We start from the raw sequence: 15823 nt of genomic DNA, 5'->3' as shown, positions 1-15823 counted from the left end.
GTTCCAGGAGCCGAGAGGGATACCGAAGTGGCAGAACGTATCGTCACGTCGATGGACGTGCAGCTGTGGAGCGAGGACTTCGGCGACCCCGCCGACCCCACCGTGCTGCTGGTGACCGGCGGGAACCTCACCGCGATGAGCTGGCCCGCCGAATTCGTCGAACGGCTCGTCGCCGACGGGTTGCACGTGATCCGCTACGACCACTGGGGGGTGGGCCGCTCCACCGGCTGGGACCCGGCCGAGCGCCCGTACAGCTACCTCCGGCTGGCCGCCGACGCCGTCGCGGTGCTCGACGGCTGGGACGTCGAGCGGGCCCACTTCGTCGGCATGTCGATGGGCACGGTCCTGTGCCAGCTGGTCGCGCTCGACCATCCGGGGAGGATGCTCAGCATGTCGATGATGCTCGGCGGCGCACTCGACGTGGACTTCCCCGGCAACATCCGCCGCGCCTTCGCCGGCGAGCCGTCCGCCGACGGACTGCCCCTGCCCCAGGAACGCTTCCTCGAGGCGCTCGCCGTCATGAACGAGGAAGTGGACGGCCCGGAGGCGGAACTGGAGCGGCGGGTGCGCCGGTGGAAGCTGTTCTCCGGAGACGAGGCCGCCTTCGACGAGGCCGACTTCCGGCGGTGGGAACAGCAGGCCATCGACCACTCCGGCGCCCTCACCGAGCCCCAGGTGCACTACGCGGTGCAGCCGCCGCCCCGGGAGCGCGCGCCCGAGCTGCGCGACGTACGGGTCCCCACCCTGGTGATCCAGGCCATGCAGGACCCGATCGCGCCCCCGCCCCACGGACGCCACCTCGCCGGTCTGATCCCGGGCGCGGAACTGGTCGAGATCGAGGGCATGGGCCACGCGCTGCCGCGCTCGGTGCACCGGCCGCTCGCCGAGGCCGTGCTGAGGCACGTGCGCCGGGTCGGATGACCGGCCGTCCGCCTCAGTCGGCGAGCTCGAACCGGGGCTCCTCGGTCCGGGTGCGCTTGACCTCGTAGAAGCCCGGAACACCGGCCATCAGCAGCAGACCGTCCCACAACCGGCCGGCCGTCTCCCCCGTGGGCGCGGGGGAGACGACCGGACCGAAGAAGCCGACCCGTTCGCCGCCCGGCCGGACGACCGACACCACCGGGGTGCCGATGTCGCCGCCGGCCAGCGCGACGGCCTGCGCGTGCGAGGACCGGACGGCCCCGTCGTACTCCGTGGAGCCGGCGACTTCCGCGATCTCCTCCGGCAGCCCGGCATCGGCCAGGGCCCCCGCCAGGTTCCCCCAGTCGCCCTGGAGGTGGAAGCGGGTGCCCATCGCCGTGAAGAGGTCACCGAGCGCCTGCTGGCCGAACCGCTCCTCGACCGCGGCGCAGACCCGCACCGGCGCCCACATGTAGTCCTCCCACTCGCCCTCGGGGTTGTCGTCCCGGTGCTCGTTGAGCACCGACAGGCTCATCACCCGCCAGTGGACGGTCACCGGCCGCACCTTGGTGACCTCCACCAGCCACCGCGAGGTGATCCACGTGTACGGGCAGACGGGGTCGAACCAGAAGTCCACGGTCCGCTGTTCGGTCATCGATCGGCGCTCCTCACACGGCTCTCTCTAGCGGCGCCAGCCGTCCGGCTCCGGCCACGGCTCGCCGAGCTGGCGGTACGTGCTCTGGTACTCCGGCCAGTCCCGGTGGTCCCTGATCCTGCCGTCGACGACGCGCAGCAAGTGGATCTGTTCCCCGGAGAAGCGGCGGCCGGTCGGCGCGATGCCGACCATGGGGCCGACCTGACGGCCGTAGAGCACCAGGTAGGCCCGCACCCAGTCGCCCCGCTCCTCGATCCTGACCTCCTCCAGATGCGCTTCCTCTGAGAAGGTCTTCCGCACCCAGGCTACCGCCATGGCGAACGCGTCGGGCCCTTCACCGAGCCCGTGCTCGATCGTGGCCGGATTCAGATACTCCGGGTGGATGAACTCGTGGACGTCGTCGGTCCTGCCGGTGTTGTACGCCGCGATCATCCGCCGCACGGCTTCGATGTTCCGACTCACTGGGGTGCCTCCGGCTCTCGGTGTGCTCGTTGCCGACGAGCATCCCAACACCCTGATCGGCAGCGGATCGACGTTCGCTCGAGCCGGCCCTCCACGGCGCCTCCACTTCCTCTCCACGGCCGCTCGACCCCCGACCGGCCACGGCCGCCGCCGGTCCAGACGCTGTTGAGCGGGCTGCGAGACCCGACGCCCACGTTGGACGACGCCACATCGTCAGAGCCCGACGCCGGACCTGAAAAGAGGCGTGAGATGCAACCGAACGACCTTGAGCCCAGCGGGAGCGGGGTGGTCACCTTCATCAACAGATTCACCGTGCACGCCTCGCCCGAGGAGTTCGAGAAGGCCTTCGCCGAGACCGGACGGCACCTGGCCGGCCGGGACGGATTCCTGCGGTACACGCTGCACCGCCACGCCGAGGACCCGACCCGCTGGGTCAACATCGCACACTGGCGCGACGCGCGGGCCTTCCGTGCCGCCGTGGGCGCCCCCTCCTTCCCCCAGCACGTCGCCCGGCTGCGGGAACTGAGCACCAGCGAGCCCGGTCTGTACGTCCCCCGGCAGTACGTGCCGGCGGAGCGGGCGGCGACGGAGGGCCTGTGATGGACGCCTCCCCGGGCCGCCGCGTCGTCATCACCGGCATCGGGGTCGTCGCCCCGGGAGCCGTGGGGCGCAAGCCCTTCTGGGACGCCCTGGCCGCCGGGCGCACCGCCACCAGGAGGATCACCTTCTTCGACCCCGGCCCCTACCGCTCGCAGATCGCCGCCGAGGTCGACTTCGACCCGGTGGGCGAGGGACTGACCCCGCAGCAGGTCCGGCGGATGGACCGCGCCGCGCAGTTCGCCGTGGTGAGCGCCCGCGAGGGCGTCGCCGACAGCGGGCTGGACCCCGCGGGGCTCGACCCCGCGCGCACCGGCGTCGCCATCGGCAGCGCCGTGGGCTGCACCATGAGCCTGGAGGACGAGTACTCCGTCGTCAGCGACGGCGGCCGCCACTGGAACGTGGACGCCTCCTACGCCGGACGCCACCTCTTCGACTACTTCGTGCCGCACTCGATCGCGGCCGAGGTCGCCCGCGACGTCGGCGCCGAAGGACCCGTGTCGCTCATCTCGACCGGCTGCACCTCCGGACTGGACTCGGTCGGGCACGCGGTGGAGCTGATCCGGGAGGGCACGGTGGACGTCATGGTGGCCGGCGCCACCGACGCCCCGATCTCGCCCATCACCGTGGCCTGCTTCGACGCGATCAAGGCGACCACACCGCGCAACGACGAACCCGGCCTGGCCTCACGGCCCTTCGACCGGACCAGGAACGGCTTCGTCCTCGGCGAGGGCGCCGCGGTCTTCGTCCTGGAGGACGCCGAGCACGCCCGCCGGCGCGGCGCGTACGTGTACGCCGAGATCAGCGGCTTCGCCTCCCGCTCCAACGCCTTCCACATGACCGGACTGCGCCCGGACGGACGGGAGATGGCCGAGGCGATCCGCGTGGCGATGCTGCGGGCCGGGGTCGCCCCGGGGGACATCGACTACGTCAACGCGCACGGCTCGGGCACCCTCCAGAACGACCGCCACGAGACGGCGGCCTTCAAGAGGGCGCTGGGCGAGGACGCCTACCGGGTGCCCGTCAGCGGCATCAAATCGATGATCGGCCACTCGCTGGGGGCGATCGGCTCGCTGGAGATCGCGGCCTGCGCCCTCACCATCGAGCACGACACCATTCCGCCCACCGCCAACCTGCACGAACCCGACCCCGAATGCGACCTGGACTACGTGCCGTTGACCGCGCGCCGACAGCCCGTGGACACCGTACTGACCGTGGGCAGCGGCTTCGGCGGCTTCCAGAGCGCCATGGTGCTGCGCAGCCCGGAGAGGGCGGCGTCATGACGTCCACCGCTGTGATCACGGGCATGGGCGTGATCGCGCCGACCGGCCTGGGCGCGGAGTCCCACTGGAGCCGCACGCTGGCCGGACGGGCCGCGATCGGCCGGATCAGCCACTTCGACGCCGAGCGCTACCCGAGCCGGCTGGCCGGCGAGATCGCCGGCTTCGATCCGCGCGAACACGGCATCCCCAGCCGGCTGCTGCCGCAGACCGACCACATGACCCGGCTGTCCCTGGTCGCCGCCGAATGGGCGATCAAGGACGCCGGGGTGGACCTCGCGGCGATGCCCGAGTACGGCGTGGGCGTGGTCACGGCCAGTTCGGCCGGCGGGTTCGCCTTCGGCCACCGGGAACTGCACAACCTCTGGAGCAAGGGACCGGAGCACGTCAGCGCCTACCAGTCCTTCGCCTGGTTCTACGCCGTCAACACCGGCCAGATATCCATCCGGCACGGCCTGCGCGGCCCGGGCGGCGTGGTCGTCACCGAACAGGCCGGCGGCCTGGACGCCCTGGCCAAGGCCCGCCGCCAACTGCGCGACGGCGTCCCGATGGTGATCGCGGGCGGCGTCGACGGCTCCCCCTCGCCCTGGGGCTGGGTCGCCCAGTTGGCCGGTGGCCGCATGAGCACCGCCGACGATCCCGAGCGGGCGTACCTGCCCTTCGACCAGGACGCCGCCGGCCACGTACCGGGCGAGGGCGGCGCGCTGTTCGTCCTGGAGACCCCGGAGTCGGCACGCGCCCGGGGCGTGCGGTCCTGGTACGCGGAGATCGCCGGCCAGGCGTCCACCTTCGACCCGGCGCCCGGCAGCGGCCGCCCGTCCACCCTGCGGCGGGCCGCCGAACTCGCCCTCGACGAGGCGGGACTGGAACCGGGCGACATCGACGTCGTGTTCGCTGACGCCGCGGGCGTTCCCGACCTGGACCGCGCCGAGGCGCAGGCCGTCCGCGAGCTCTTCGGCCCGCAGGGGGTCCCCGTGACCGCGCCCAAGACGATGACCGGACGGCTCGGCGCCGGCGGGGCGGCACTGGACCTGGCGACGGCCGTGCTGTCCATCCGGGACGGGGTGATCCCGCCGACGGCCAACGTGCGCCGTCCGGTCGCCGAGTACGGCATCGACCTGGTCCGCGCCCCCCGCCACGTACCGGTGTCCGCCGCGCTCGTGCTGGCCCGGGGACACGGCGGCTTCAACGCGGCCGCGGCCTTGACCCGACAACGATGAGGAGAGACATGCCCGCCCAAGACGACCGCCACGCCCTGGTCACCGGTGCCACCAGCGGCATCGGGCTCGCCATCACCACCCTGCTGTGCGAACTCGGCCAGCGCGTGTTCATCTGCGCCCGCGACGAGGAGAACGTCGCACTCACCGTCGAACGCCTCCGCGGGAAGGGGTACGAGGTCGCGGGCCTGGCGTGCGACGTACGCTCCACCGAACAGGTCGGCGCCCTCGTGCGGGCCGCCGTCGACCGGTACGGGCCCGTGGACGTGCTGGTGAACAACGCCGGCCGCAGCGGGGGAGGCCCCACCGCGCAGATCACCGACGAGCTGTGGCTCGACGTCATCGACACCAACCTCAACAGCGTCCTGCGGATGACCCGCGAGGCGCTCACCACCGGCGGCATGCTGGAACGGGGCACGGGCCGAGTCATCAACATCGCCTCGACCGGCGGCAAGCAGGGCGTGGTGCTGGGCGCCCCGTACTCCGCGTCCAAGCACGGCGTCGTCGGCTTCACCAAGGCGCTGGGCCTGGAACTGGCCCCCACCGGCATCACCGTCAACGCGGTCTGCCCGGGCTACGTGGAGACGCCGATGGCCCAGCGGGTCAGGCAGGGGTACGCCGCGGTCTGGGACACCACGGAAGAGGCCGTGCTGGAACGGTTCGAGGCGAAGATCCCGCTCGGCAGGTACACCACCCCGGAGGAGGTCGCCGGCCTCGTCGGCTACCTCGTCACCGACCAGGCCGCACCCGTCACGGCGCAGGCGATCAACGTCTGCGGCGGACTGGGCAACTACTGACGGCCGTCCGAGGACCAGGAGACCCGCACCATGACGAACAACCACCGAGCCGAGCACCGGATCACGGTGCAGGCACCCGCCCGCACCGTCTACGGCCTGATCGCGGACGTCGAATCGTGGCCGCGGGTCTTCCCCCCGACCGTGCACGTGGACGTCCTCGACCGGACCGCCGGCGATGAGCGCATCCGCATCTGGGCGACCGCCAACGACGCCGTCAAGACGTGGACCTCGCGCCGCGTCCTCGACCCCGGGGGACTGCGGGTGGGCTTCCGCCAGGAGGTGTCCCAGCCGCCCGTCGCCGCCATGGGCGGCGAATGGACCGTCGAACCGCTGTCGGACACCGTCTCGCTGGTCCGCCTGACCCACGACTTCCGGGCCGTCGACGACGACCCGGAGGGCGTGGAGTGGATCACCCGCGCCATCGACCGCAACAGCGACGCGGAACTGGACGCGCTCCGGCGGGCCGCCGAGCAGGCCTCCGGCACCGGCGCCGACGACCTGTCGCTCGAGTTCGACGACGTGGTGGAGGTGGCCGGCGACCCCGCCGACGTGTACGACTTCCTCTACGACGCCCGGCGGTGGCAGGAGCGGCTGCCCCACGTGAACCGGGTCGAGCTGGAGGAGAGCACCCCGAACCTCCAACTGCTGGAGATGGACACGCTCACCCCGAACGGCGCCGTCCACACCACGAAGTCGGTCCGGGTCTGCTTCCCCTCGGCCGCCATCGTCTACAAGCAGCTCAGGACACCCGCCCTGATAACCGTCCACAACGGCCTCTGGCGGATCGCGAAGAGCACCTCCGGGTGCACCGTCACCTCGACGCACACCGTCGTCCTCAGCCGGGACGCCGTCGTCCCCGTCCTCGGCGAGGGCGCCACGGTCGGGGACGCGCGCACCTTCGTCCGCGACGCGCTCGGCCGCAACAGCACGGCGACGATGCTGCTCGCCAAGGAGCACGCCGAGCGAGCGGCACGGGAGCGCTGATGCGCGTCCTGTTCACCACCTTCGGCGCGCGCAACCACGTCCACGCCCAGGTCGCGCTCGCCTGGGCGCTGCGGGCCGCCGGGCACGAGGTCTGCGTGGCCAGCCACCCCGACCTCGCCGAGGTCATCGCCCGCACCGGACTGACCGCCGTCCCGGTCGGCCGCGAGCTGGGCGAGGAACGGCTGATGGAGGAGCTGCGGGAACGCGAGGACGCCTCCCGCGAGACCTACGACGAGGACGCCCCGGACGCCCAGCTGCTGCTGGCGATGGACGAACTGCGCCCGGAGAAGCTGACGTACGACCACATGCACGGCGTGTTCACCGCGATGACCTCGGCCGTCTTCCAGAACTACTCGTCGGCCGAGATGATCGACGACCTGGTCGGATTCGCCCGCGGCTGGCATCCCGACCTGGTGATCTGGGATCCGCTGACCTTCGCCGGAGCCGTCGCCGCCCGGGTCACCGGGGCGGCCCACGCCCGGCTGATGTTCGGGCTGGACCTGGTCGGTCGCATGCGCGAGAGCTATCTGGCGCAGGTGCGCCGACGGCCCGCCGCGCTGCGCGAGGATCCCCTGCGGGAGTGGCTGGGCACGGTGATGGAGCGCTACGGCGGAGAGTTCACCGAGGACCTGGTGACCGGCCAGTGGACCGTCGACCCCGTGCCGACCTCCCTGCGGCTGCCGGCGGACCTGCCCTACGTACCCGTGCGCTGCGTCGCCTACAACGGCAGGGGCAGCGTCCCGGACTGGCTGCGCGAGGCGCCCCGGCGCCCCCGGGTGTGCCTGACGCTGGGCGTCTCCCACCGCGAGGTGATGGGCGGCGACCAGGCGTCCGTCGGCGAGCTGATCGAGGCGGTGGCCGGACTGGACGTGGAGGTGGTCGCCACCCTGGACGCCCGCCAGTTGCGCGAGGTCGGCAGCCTTCCGCCCAACGTCCGCGCCGTCGACTTCGTCCCGATGGACGTGCTGCTGCCGACCTGCTCGGCGCTCGTCAGCCACGGCGGGTCCGGCACGGTGCACGCGGCGTTCCTGTACGGCGTCCCGCAGATCCTCGTGCCGGGCACCATGTGGGACAACGCGATCCGCGCGGACCTCGTGCAGCGGTCGGGCGCCGGACTGCGCCTGGACGCGCAGACCCTGACCGCCGCCGCCCTGCGCGACGCGCTCACCCGTGTCCTGACCGAGCCGTCCTTCACGGCCGGCGCCGAGCGGCTGCGCCGGGAGGCCCTCGCCACCCCGTCCCCTCGGGACGTCGTCCCGCTGCTGGAGTCGCTCACCGCCGAACACCGCGACGACCTTGTGAGGAACCATGTCTGACGCAGCACCCCTGCCCCCGGTCACGGCTCCGCCCCCGGCCCCGCGGTCGGTCGTGGTCACCGGAGGCGGCTCCGGCATCGGCAGGGCGATCGCCCACGCCTTCGCCGACGAGGGCGCGGCCGTCCTCGTCGTCGGCCGCACCGCCGCCGACCTCGCCGGCACGGCGAAGGGGTACGACACGATCAGGACGCTCGCCGTCGACCTCACCGGGGCCGATGCGCCCCGGGAGGTCGTGGAGACCGCGGTGCGCGAACTGGGCGGGATCGACGTCCTGGTGAACAACGCCGCGGCCCTGGGCCACCGCGCCCTCGCCGACGTCGACCCCGAGCAGGTGGCCGCCCAGCTCGGCACCAACCTGGCGGTGCCCGTGCTGCTCACCCGGGCCGCGCTCGACGCCCTCGCCGCCGACGGCGGCGGCACCGTCGTCAACATGGGCTCGTCCGGTGCACGCGGATCCAGGGCCTGGCCGGGCAACAGCGTGTACGGCGCCGCCAAGGCCGCCCTGGACTTCCTCACCCGCAGCTGGGCGGTCGAACTCGCGCCGCGCGGCATCCGGGCCGTCGGCGTCGCGCCCGGGCTGGTCGACTCCGGCTTCGCGGAGCGGGCGGGCATGTCGCCCGAACAGTACGACGGCATGCTCCACCACGTGGGCGCGCTGACGCCCCAGGGCCGTGTCGGCACCCCCCAGGAGATCGCCTGGTGGGTCACGCACCTCACCCGGCCCGAGGCCCGCCACCTGACCGGCGCCGTGCTGCCGGTCGACGGCGGGCTCTCCCTGACATGAACCGGTACGACCCCCACAGCGGTACGGGACCACAGCGGGCCCCCGGAGAGGCGGAGTTCAGCACATGGTGACCATGAACGAGAGCGAACTGGGCCGTGTGCTGCTCACGCACCGCGGCGTCCAGTGGATCATCGGCACGAAGGACGACCCGTACGCCCTGCTCGTGCGGGCCGCCGGCGACGACCCGCACCGGCTCGGCGAACTGATCCGGGAACGGGGCCCGCTGTACCGGAGCAGCGCCGAGGCCTGGGTGACGGCCCACCACGAGGTCGCCGCGGCCGCGCTCGCCGACCCGCGGCTGAGCGTCCGGCACCCCGACGCGGACGCACCCGCCCCGCAGGACGGGGCGGAGCAGCGCGAGCCCATGCCCTGGGAAGTGCCCGCACTGCGCGAGATCCTCCCCTTCGGCGGGGCCTTCCTGACCGCGGGCCGCGCCGACTGCGAGCGCGTGGGCGAGCTGCTCGAACCCCTGCTCGGCGCGAAGGCCCTGGAACGCCGGCGGCCCGTCGCCGAGCAGGCGCTGCGCCGCGCCCTCGCCGAGGCGGGCAGCGGCTTCGACCTCCGCACGGAGGTGGCCGACCCGTTCGCCGCCGGGATCGTGCGGGAGCTGCTCGGCGTACCGGAGGAGGACCACGACCGCTTCGCGGCGCTGTGCCGGGGCGCCGCGGGCCTCCTGGACGCCACGGTGTGCTCGCCGCACCTGCGCACGGCACGCGAGCTGATCGCTTCCGTCGAGGGCATGCGCTCCCTGCTCGCCGGAGTGATCGCGCAGCGGCGCGAGAAGCCCGGGGACGACCTCGTCAGCGCCCTGCTGGCGGCGACCCGTGAGGACGAGGTGCGGTCGGTGTGCACACTGCTGGCCCTCGTCGGGACCGAGCTGTCCGCGACCCTGTTCTGCGACGCGGTGGCGGAGCTGCTCGACCACCCCGCGCAGTGGCGGGCGCTGTGCGAGGACCCCGGTCTCGCTCCGGCGGTCGTCGAGGAGACGCTGCGCCACGCCCCGCCCGTGCGGCTCGTCCCGCTGTACGCGCTCGAGGACCTCGAACTGGCCGGGACACCCGTCCCGGCCGGCGGCCAGGTCGTCGTGGCGGTCGAGGCGGCCGGCCGGGACTCTGCCGTGCACCCGGAGCCGGCCGCCTTCGACCCGGCCCGGGAACGGGCCGCGGAGCCCCTGGTGTTCGCCGAGGGCCTGCCCACGTCGCTGCCGGCCTCGACGGCGCGGTTCCTCGCGGAGGCCGGGCTCCGCGCGCTCGCGGCCGAGGTCCCGGGCCTGCGTCCGGCCGGGCCCGTCCTGCGGCGCCTGCGGTCCGGTGTCACCGGGGCGGTTATCGAGATGCCCGTCGCCCGCTAGATCCTCACGGTGCGTGACGATCCCTTTGGTCGTGCGACTTGTACGGGTCGTAGTAGAGATACTATCTTTGATCTAACAGGTCTGATCGAAAGGTAGGGGCCTATGGCGGAGTTAAGTGATCTGCGCGAGGCGAACCGGGCTGCGGGAGCACCGGACGGCTCGGCAGGCGAACGAGTGATCGACATCCGCGGACTGCGTATGCGGTACGGGTCCAAAGACGTGCTGAACGGGGTCGACTTCAGTGTCCGCCGGGGCGAGGTGCTCGCTCTGCTCGGGCCGAACGGCGCCGGGAAGACGACGACCATCGAGATCATGGAGGGGTTCCGGACGCGCTCGGCGGGCGAGGTCAGCGTGCTCGGCGTCGATCCGGCCAAGGGCGACGAGGAGTGGCGCGCCAGGCTGGGCGTCGTACTCCAGTCGTGGCGCGACCACGGCAAGTGGAAGGTCCGGGAGCTGCTGGCCCAGCTGGGGGCCTTCTACCGGCCCTACTCCACGCCCGAGCGGCCGCGTCCGCGCGACGTGGACGAGCTGATCTCCATGGTCAGCCTGGAGGAGCAGGCGGACCAGAAGATCGGGTCCCTGTCGGGCGGCCAGCGCCGCCGGCTCGACGTCGCGATCGGCATCGTGGGCCGCCCGGAGGTGCTGTTCCTGGACGAGCCCACCGTCGGGTTCGACCCCAAGGCGCGCCGCGACTTCCACGACGTGGTGCACCGGCTCTCCGACCTGGAGGACACCACGATCCTGCTCACCACGCACGACCTGGACGAGGCCGAGAAGCTGTCCGACCGCATCCTGATCCTCGCCGGGGGCCAGATCGTCGCGGACGGCAGCGCCGACCAGCTCGCCCGGCAGACGTCGGGCAAGGCGGAGGTCCGCTGGAGCCTGAGCGGCGAACAGTTCGTCCACGCCACGCCCGACGCCAGCACGTTCGTCCACGAGCTGTTCAAGCAGCACGGCGACCGGGTCCGCGACCTGGAGGTGCGCCGGGCCAGCCTGGAGGACACGTACATGACCATGGTCCGCCAGCACGAGGCCGGCCGGTCCGACGAGGCGATCGCCGCGTTCCGGGAGGCAGGCCGATGAATCCCACCCTGTACGCCGTGCGACTCGGTCTGCGCCGCGGCTGGACCGAGTTCAGGCAGAGCGTGACGTCGCCGGGCGACATCATCTACTACCTCTTCCTCGGGGGCGTCTTCCTCGGGGTGCTGTTCTTCATGCGGAACTCGACCGTGGAGGGCACCGACCTGTCGCTGGCGACGCTGACCATGCCGAGCATGATCGGCGGCCTGCTTGCCTTCCAGGCACTGGGCGGAGCGGCGTTCGCGCTGGCGGCCGAGCGGGAGGACGGCACGCTGCTGCGGGCCAGGACCGTCCCGCAGGGGCTCGTCGGCTACATCGCCGGCCGCGTGCTGGGCATCGCGCTGAGCACCCTGCTCACCCTGGTCATCATCCTGGTGCCCAGCGTGTTCCTCTTCGACGACCTGATGACCGGGGACCTCGCCAAGTGGCTGAACCTGGTGTGGGTGCTGGCCCTCGGGCTCCTCGCCACCCTGCCGATCGGCCTGATCATCGGCGCCATGGTGAAGAACCCGCGCGGCGCCAACACGTGGGGGATCTTCCCGACGATGGGCCTGATGGCGATCTCGGGTATTTTCTACCCGATCACCTCGCTCGCGGGCTGGCTCCAGGGCATTGCGCAGCTGTTCCCCGTGTACTGGGTGGGCCTGGGCACCCGTGCCGCGCTGCTGCCCGACGCGGCGGTCGCGGTCGAGCTCGGCGACTCCTGGCGCAGGCCCATGACCGCGGTCGTGCTGCTCGCCTGGGCCGTCGTCGCGCTGGTGATCGCACCGAGGGTCCTGGGCCGTACGGTGCGCGGCGAGACGGGTTCGAAGGTCGAGGCCCGACAACAGGAGGCATTGAAGCGCGTTGGGTGACAAGGAAACCGGCGGCAAGCGCGCGTCGGCGCGCCGGGGCACGTCGGCGGCGGAGCCGGAGACCGGGGCGGTGGCCCCGCGGTCCGGCTCCGGCACCGACACGCCCGCGGCGGGCTGGCGTTCGACCGGCGAGCAGGGCCGTCCGCGCGGCGGCGCCGCGAACGAGACGGTGCACAACCGCATCGCCGTGCTGCGGGTCGAGCGCGCCATCACGCGCAGGCAGCTCGCCGACGCCCTCGGGGTGCACTACCAGACGGTGGGCTACCTGGAGCGCGGCGAGTACAGCCCCAGCCTGCACCTCGCCCTGAGGATCGCGGAGTACTTCGAGGTACCGGTCGAGGTGATCTTCTCGACCACCCCGTTCCCCCGGATCGGGAGCACTCCGCCCGCGTAGGCGGCAGCACACCGCGGCCGTCGGGGCACGTACACCCCGACGGCCGCGGCGCACCGGACCCGTTCTAGCGCGACCGGTGTTCGGCGGTGAGCCGCTCCAGGACCGGGACGACATCGGCGGGCGACGGCGTGGCGAGGACCTCCCGGCGGAGCCGGTCGGCGCCGGCACGGAACGACGGCTCCTGCAGCACCCGGACCAGCGCGGCGCGCAGCCCCTGCGGGGTCAGCGCCTCCGGATCGATGCACAGCCCGGCGCCCGCGTCGCGCACCCGGTGCGCCTTGGGGACGTTGCACCACATCTTGGCCGGCACGATCACCTGGGGCACGCCGTGCGCCAGCGCGGTCTGGAGGGTGCCCGAACCCCCGTGGTGCACGATCGCCGCGCTGGTCGGCAGCAGCGCGTCCAGCGGTGCGAAGTCGACGACCCGCACGTTGTCCGGTACGCGCCGGCCCGGATCGAGCTGGTCCGCGGTGAACGTCGCGACCACGTCGACGTCCAGGTCCGCCACCGCCTCCAGCAGGTCGCCGACCGATGTCCGGTCGGTGCCGACCACCTCGCGGAACGACCTGCCGAGGGTCAGGCAGACACGGGGCCGGCGGGGCGGCGGCTCCCGCAGCCAGTCCGGGACCTGCGCCTCGCCGTTGTACGGCACGTAGCGCACCGGCACCGACGGCAGGTCGACCGGCAGCCGCAGCGACGGCGGAACGGGATCGATGGTCCACTGCCCCACGACCAGGTCCTCGGTGAACTCCCGGCCGTACCGCCGCAGGATCCGGTCCATCCACTCCTCCAGCGGATCCTCCCGCAGCGCCGGCGGCAGTCCGGCCAGCCCCCGCAGGTAGTGCTGGCGCATCAGCCCGACCAGGTCCAGGCCGAACATCAGCCGCGCGTGCGCCGCGCCGCTGATCCGCGCCGCGAGCGCGCCGGGGTAGTACATGGTGTCCCAGACGACCAGGTCGGGCCGCCAGGACCGGGCGAAGTCGATCAGTTCCCCGGTGGTGTCGTCCGGCAGGGTGTTCTGGTAGACGAACGAGGTCCACGCGGTCAGTACCCCGTGGACATAGGGAAGGGTCAGCTTCTCCGGCCGCGTCTCGCTGATGTCGAGGACGTCCAGCCAGGCTTCGTCACGTATCTCGTCGGGCTCGTCGGTGTACTCCGGATTCATCGTGGCCGCGACGTCGAGGACCCCGCCGACCGCGACCGCGGTCAGGCCGGCGTTGTTGATGTCCTCGACCACGTCCGGCCGGGTGGCGACACGGACCTCGTGTCCCGCGGCCCGCATCGCCCACGCCAGGGGTACCTGGGTGTGGACGTGGGTGCTCGCCGGGAACGGCGTGAACAGCACTCGCATGGGAGGTCACCCTGCCGGTGCCCGTTCGCACGGCACTCGAGGATTCCCGCAGCCGCGCACGAGCCCGCGTCGACGGGCCTCCAGCGAACTTCGAAGCCCACCGGCGAGTCTCGGCCCCGGGCAACGGAGGTCCGACAGGACGGCCGCCACCGAAGCGGGAGAAGACGATGGCCACAGCTGACAAGGAAGTCGACGTACTGGTAGTGGGCGCGGGCCTGGGAGGCCTGTCCACGACGATGTTCCTCGCCCGCCTGGGCGTGCCGGTGCTCATGGCCGAGAAGCATCCGACGACGTCGATCCACCCCAGAGCGATCGGCCAGAACCCGCGCACCATGGAGCTGCTGCGGCTCGGCGGGATCGCCGAGCAGGTGCAGGACGCCACCGACCACCGCGGTGCCAAGGGCCACTTCACGACCCGGGTCGCCGAGACCGTGCGGGGCGAGGTGCTCGGCACCTTCGACGAGGGCTTCGACAACCTCGTCGCCACGACCGCGCCCTGTTCCCCCATGGCGTGGGCGCTGGCCTGGCAGGACCAGCTGGAGCCCCTGATGCTGGACCGGGCCCGCCGGGACGGGGCGCAGATCCGGTTCGCCGCCGCGCTCGTCTCCTACGAACAGGACGCGGACGGGGTGAGCGCGGTGCTCCGCGACCGCGAGAGCGGCGCGGAGACCACCGTACGGGCGCGCTACCTGGTGGCCGCGGACGGCGACCGCAGCCCCATCAGGGAAGGGCTCGGCATCGCCCGCCGTGGCCACGGCTCGCTGTCCCACGTGGTCGGCATGATCTTCGAAGCCGACCTGTCCGGGGTGCTCACCTCGGACGCGTCCGGGCTGTACTACCTGCGCAACCCAGCCTTCAGCGGCATCTTCATCGGCAGCGACCGACCCGAGCGGCACACCTTCCTGGTCGAGTACGACCCCGAACGCGGCGAGTCCGCCGAGGACTTCACTCCCGACCGCTGCCTCGAACTGATCCGCACCGGCCTGGACGCACCGGACCTGGAGCCCAAGGTGCTGGACGTCCAGCGCTGGGAGATGGCGGCCCGCATCGCCGAACGCTGGCGCGCCGGACGGGTGTTCCTGGTCGGCGACTCGGCCAAGGTCGTGCCCCCCACCGGCGGGCTCGGCGGCAACACGGCCATCGGCGACGGGTACGACCTGGCTTGGAAGCTGTCCGCCGTACTCACCGGCCAGGCCGGCCCCGGCCTGCTGGACAGCTACGAGCCCGAGCGCGGCCTCGTGGCCCGGCTCGTGATGGACGAGTCCATGTCCCTCTACGCCTCCCGGCTCGCCCCGCACCTGCAGGACCGGATGGCGGAGCCCGTCGGCTACGCCGAGGTGATCCTCGGCTTCCGCTACCGCTCGGACGCCGTCATCATCGAAGACGACGACCCCGCCCGGGTCGAGTCCCCGGCCCGGCCCACCGGAAGGCCCGGCTTCCGGATGCCGCACGTGTGGGTGCTCAGGGCGGGCGAGCGGATCTCCACCGTGGACCTCTTCGGTTCCGGCTGGCTGCTCATGACCGGCGCGGACGGCGCCGGCTGGACCGGCTGGGCCCGCAGCGCGAGCAGGGCACTCGGCGTCCCCGTCGAAGTCCACGGTCCGGCCACGGGTCTCGAGGACCCCGACGGCGAACTCGCAGAACGGTTCGGCATCGGCACCGGCGGCGCCAGCCTCGTCCGGCCCGACGGCATCGTCGCCTGGCGCACCGCCACCCGGCCGGACGACCCCGCCGCCGCCCTGCGCGACGCCCTCACCCGTGTCCTGTCCCGCTGAACGGGACCACCCCGTACCCCACCACC

The 15823-nt window shown here is 72.7% G+C and carries 16 protein-coding genes; 13 read left to right on the top strand and 3 right to left on the bottom strand.

Translation table 11 applies throughout. The features are described from left to right. Positions 1–27: 27 nt before the first annotated feature. A complete protein-coding gene (locus tag AB0F82_RS01950) occupies positions 28–921 on the top strand; it encodes an alpha/beta fold hydrolase (protein WP_362622725.1) in 894 nt (297 codons plus the stop codon). A 13-nt stretch (positions 922–934) separates the two neighbouring features. Here AB0F82_RS01950 and AB0F82_RS01945 read toward each other — a convergent pair whose 3' ends face one another. Together AB0F82_RS01945 and AB0F82_RS01940 are read right to left on the bottom strand one after the other, a co-directional pair. Next, entirely contained in the window at positions 935–1555 is a 621-nt protein-coding gene (locus tag AB0F82_RS01945; RefSeq protein ID WP_356811763.1) for a mycothiol-dependent nitroreductase Rv2466c family protein, read from the bottom strand. A gap of 27 nt (positions 1556–1582) precedes the next feature. Next, positions 1583–2017, bottom strand: a complete 435-nt coding sequence (locus tag AB0F82_RS01940) for an ester cyclase (RefSeq protein WP_031147011.1) — start codon at positions 2015–2017, stop codon at positions 1583–1585. A 249-nt stretch (positions 2018–2266) separates the two neighbouring features. On the opposite strand from AB0F82_RS01940, the gene AB0F82_RS01935 reads away from it, so the two are divergent. From AB0F82_RS01935 to AB0F82_RS38640, 11 genes are all read left to right on the top strand, one after another. Continuing rightward, complete coding sequence (locus AB0F82_RS01935) at positions 2267–2617, top strand: antibiotic biosynthesis monooxygenase family protein (RefSeq protein ID WP_362622721.1); 351 nt, start codon at positions 2267–2269, stop codon at positions 2615–2617. Further along, a complete protein-coding gene (locus tag AB0F82_RS01930) occupies positions 2617–3897 on the top strand; it encodes a beta-ketoacyl-[acyl-carrier-protein] synthase family protein (protein ID WP_356811764.1) in 1281 nt (426 codons plus the stop codon). The genes AB0F82_RS01935 and AB0F82_RS01930 overlap by 1 nt, the downstream gene beginning before the upstream one ends. After that, positions 3894–5114 (top strand): ketosynthase chain-length factor, encoded by a 1221-nt coding sequence (locus AB0F82_RS01925; RefSeq protein ID WP_362622718.1) that lies wholly within the window; start codon positions 3894–3896, stop codon positions 5112–5114. Before AB0F82_RS01930 ends, AB0F82_RS01925 begins: the two co-directional genes overlap by 4 nt. Before the next feature lie 8 nt (positions 5115–5122). Beyond that, positions 5123–5908, top strand: a complete 786-nt coding sequence (locus tag AB0F82_RS01920) for an SDR family NAD(P)-dependent oxidoreductase (protein WP_362622716.1) — start codon at positions 5123–5125, stop codon at positions 5906–5908. A gap of 30 nt (positions 5909–5938) precedes the next feature. Further along, entirely contained in the window at positions 5939–6892 is a 954-nt protein-coding gene (locus tag AB0F82_RS01915; protein WP_362622713.1) for an aromatase/cyclase, read from the top strand. Beyond that, positions 6892–8208 carry an activator-dependent family glycosyltransferase gene (locus AB0F82_RS01910; RefSeq protein ID WP_362622711.1) on the top strand — a complete coding sequence of 439 codons (1317 nt, stop codon included), beginning with the start codon at positions 6892–6894 and terminating at the stop codon, positions 8206–8208. Before AB0F82_RS01915 ends, AB0F82_RS01910 begins: the two co-directional genes overlap by 1 nt. Continuing rightward, positions 8201–8992: an SDR family NAD(P)-dependent oxidoreductase gene (locus AB0F82_RS01905; RefSeq protein WP_362622709.1), complete on the top strand. Its 792-nt coding sequence runs from the start codon at positions 8201–8203 to the stop codon at positions 8990–8992. Before AB0F82_RS01910 ends, AB0F82_RS01905 begins: the two co-directional genes overlap by 8 nt. Positions 8993–9056: 64 nt before the next feature. Continuing rightward, on the top strand, positions 9057–10343 hold the full coding sequence (locus AB0F82_RS01900) for a cytochrome P450 family protein (protein ID WP_362622706.1): 1287 nt from the start codon (positions 9057–9059) through the stop codon (positions 10341–10343). A gap of 198 nt (positions 10344–10541) precedes the next feature. Further along, positions 10542–11426 (top strand): ABC transporter ATP-binding protein, encoded by an 885-nt coding sequence (locus tag AB0F82_RS01895; protein WP_362623412.1) that lies wholly within the window; start codon positions 10542–10544, stop codon positions 11424–11426. Next, positions 11423–12277, top strand: coding sequence for an ABC transporter permease (locus AB0F82_RS01890; RefSeq protein WP_030957368.1), 855 nt, complete (start codon positions 11423–11425; stop codon positions 12275–12277). Before AB0F82_RS01895 ends, AB0F82_RS01890 begins: the two co-directional genes overlap by 4 nt. Beyond that, the gene (locus tag AB0F82_RS38640; protein ID WP_031147032.1) at positions 12270–12671 is read left to right on the top strand and encodes a helix-turn-helix transcriptional regulator; all 402 of its coding nucleotides are present in this window, start codon (positions 12270–12272) and stop codon (positions 12669–12671) included. The genes AB0F82_RS01890 and AB0F82_RS38640 overlap by 8 nt, the downstream gene beginning before the upstream one ends. Before the next feature lie 64 nt (positions 12672–12735). Here AB0F82_RS38640 and AB0F82_RS01880 read toward each other — a convergent pair whose 3' ends face one another. Then, entirely contained in the window at positions 12736–14022 is a 1287-nt protein-coding gene (locus tag AB0F82_RS01880; protein WP_362622703.1) for an activator-dependent family glycosyltransferase, read from the bottom strand. 167 nt (positions 14023–14189) lie between these two features. Here AB0F82_RS01880 and rdmE point away from each other — a divergent pair, with 167 nt between their 5' ends. After that, complete coding sequence (rdmE, locus tag AB0F82_RS01875) at positions 14190–15797, top strand: aklavinone 12-hydroxylase RdmE (RefSeq protein WP_362622700.1); 1608 nt, start codon at positions 14190–14192, stop codon at positions 15795–15797. Positions 15798–15823 lie beyond the last annotated feature (26 nt).

The organism is Streptomyces virginiae (genome assembly GCF_040638905.1).
Taxonomy (GTDB): Bacteria; Actinomycetota; Actinomycetes; order Streptomycetales; family Streptomycetaceae; genus Streptomyces; species Streptomyces virginiae_B.
The sequence above is the reverse complement of the archived record's forward strand: the minus strand, read 5'-3'. Positions and strand labels throughout refer to the sequence as shown.

Excerpts from the sequence above, each read along its gene's own strand:
- AB0F82_RS01900 (WP_362622706.1), top strand. The coding sequence starts at position 9,057 with ATGGTGACCATGAACGAGAGCGAACTGGGCCGTGTGCTGCTCACGCAC.
- AB0F82_RS01925 (WP_362622718.1), top strand. The coding sequence starts at position 3,894 with ATGACGTCCACCGCTGTGATCACGGGCATGGGCGTGATCGCGCCGACC.
- AB0F82_RS01920 (WP_362622716.1), top strand. The coding sequence starts at position 5,123 with ATGCCCGCCCAAGACGACCGCCACGCCCTGGTCACCGGTGCCACCAGC.
- AB0F82_RS01905 (WP_362622709.1), top strand. The coding sequence starts at position 8,201 with ATGTCTGACGCAGCACCCCTGCCCCCGGTCACGGCTCCGCCCCCGGCC.
- AB0F82_RS01895 (WP_362623412.1), top strand. The coding sequence starts at position 10,542 with ATGCGGTACGGGTCCAAAGACGTGCTGAACGGGGTCGACTTCAGTGTC.
- AB0F82_RS01880 (WP_362622703.1), bottom strand. The coding sequence starts at position 14,022 with ATGCGAGTGCTGTTCACGCCGTTCCCGGCGAGCACCCACGTCCACACC.
- AB0F82_RS01945 (WP_356811763.1), bottom strand. The coding sequence starts at position 1,555 with ATGACCGAACAGCGGACCGTGGACTTCTGGTTCGACCCCGTCTGCCCG.
- AB0F82_RS01910 (WP_362622711.1), top strand. The coding sequence starts at position 6,892 with ATGCGCGTCCTGTTCACCACCTTCGGCGCGCGCAACCACGTCCACGCC.
- AB0F82_RS01930 (WP_356811764.1), top strand. The coding sequence starts at position 2,617 with ATGGACGCCTCCCCGGGCCGCCGCGTCGTCATCACCGGCATCGGGGTC.
- AB0F82_RS01935 (WP_362622721.1), top strand. The coding sequence starts at position 2,267 with ATGCAACCGAACGACCTTGAGCCCAGCGGGAGCGGGGTGGTCACCTTC.
- rdmE (WP_362622700.1), top strand. The coding sequence starts at position 14,190 with ATGGCCACAGCTGACAAGGAAGTCGACGTACTGGTAGTGGGCGCGGGC.
- AB0F82_RS01915 (WP_362622713.1), top strand. The coding sequence starts at position 5,939 with ATGACGAACAACCACCGAGCCGAGCACCGGATCACGGTGCAGGCACCC.
- AB0F82_RS01890 (WP_030957368.1), top strand. The coding sequence starts at position 11,423 with ATGAATCCCACCCTGTACGCCGTGCGACTCGGTCTGCGCCGCGGCTGG.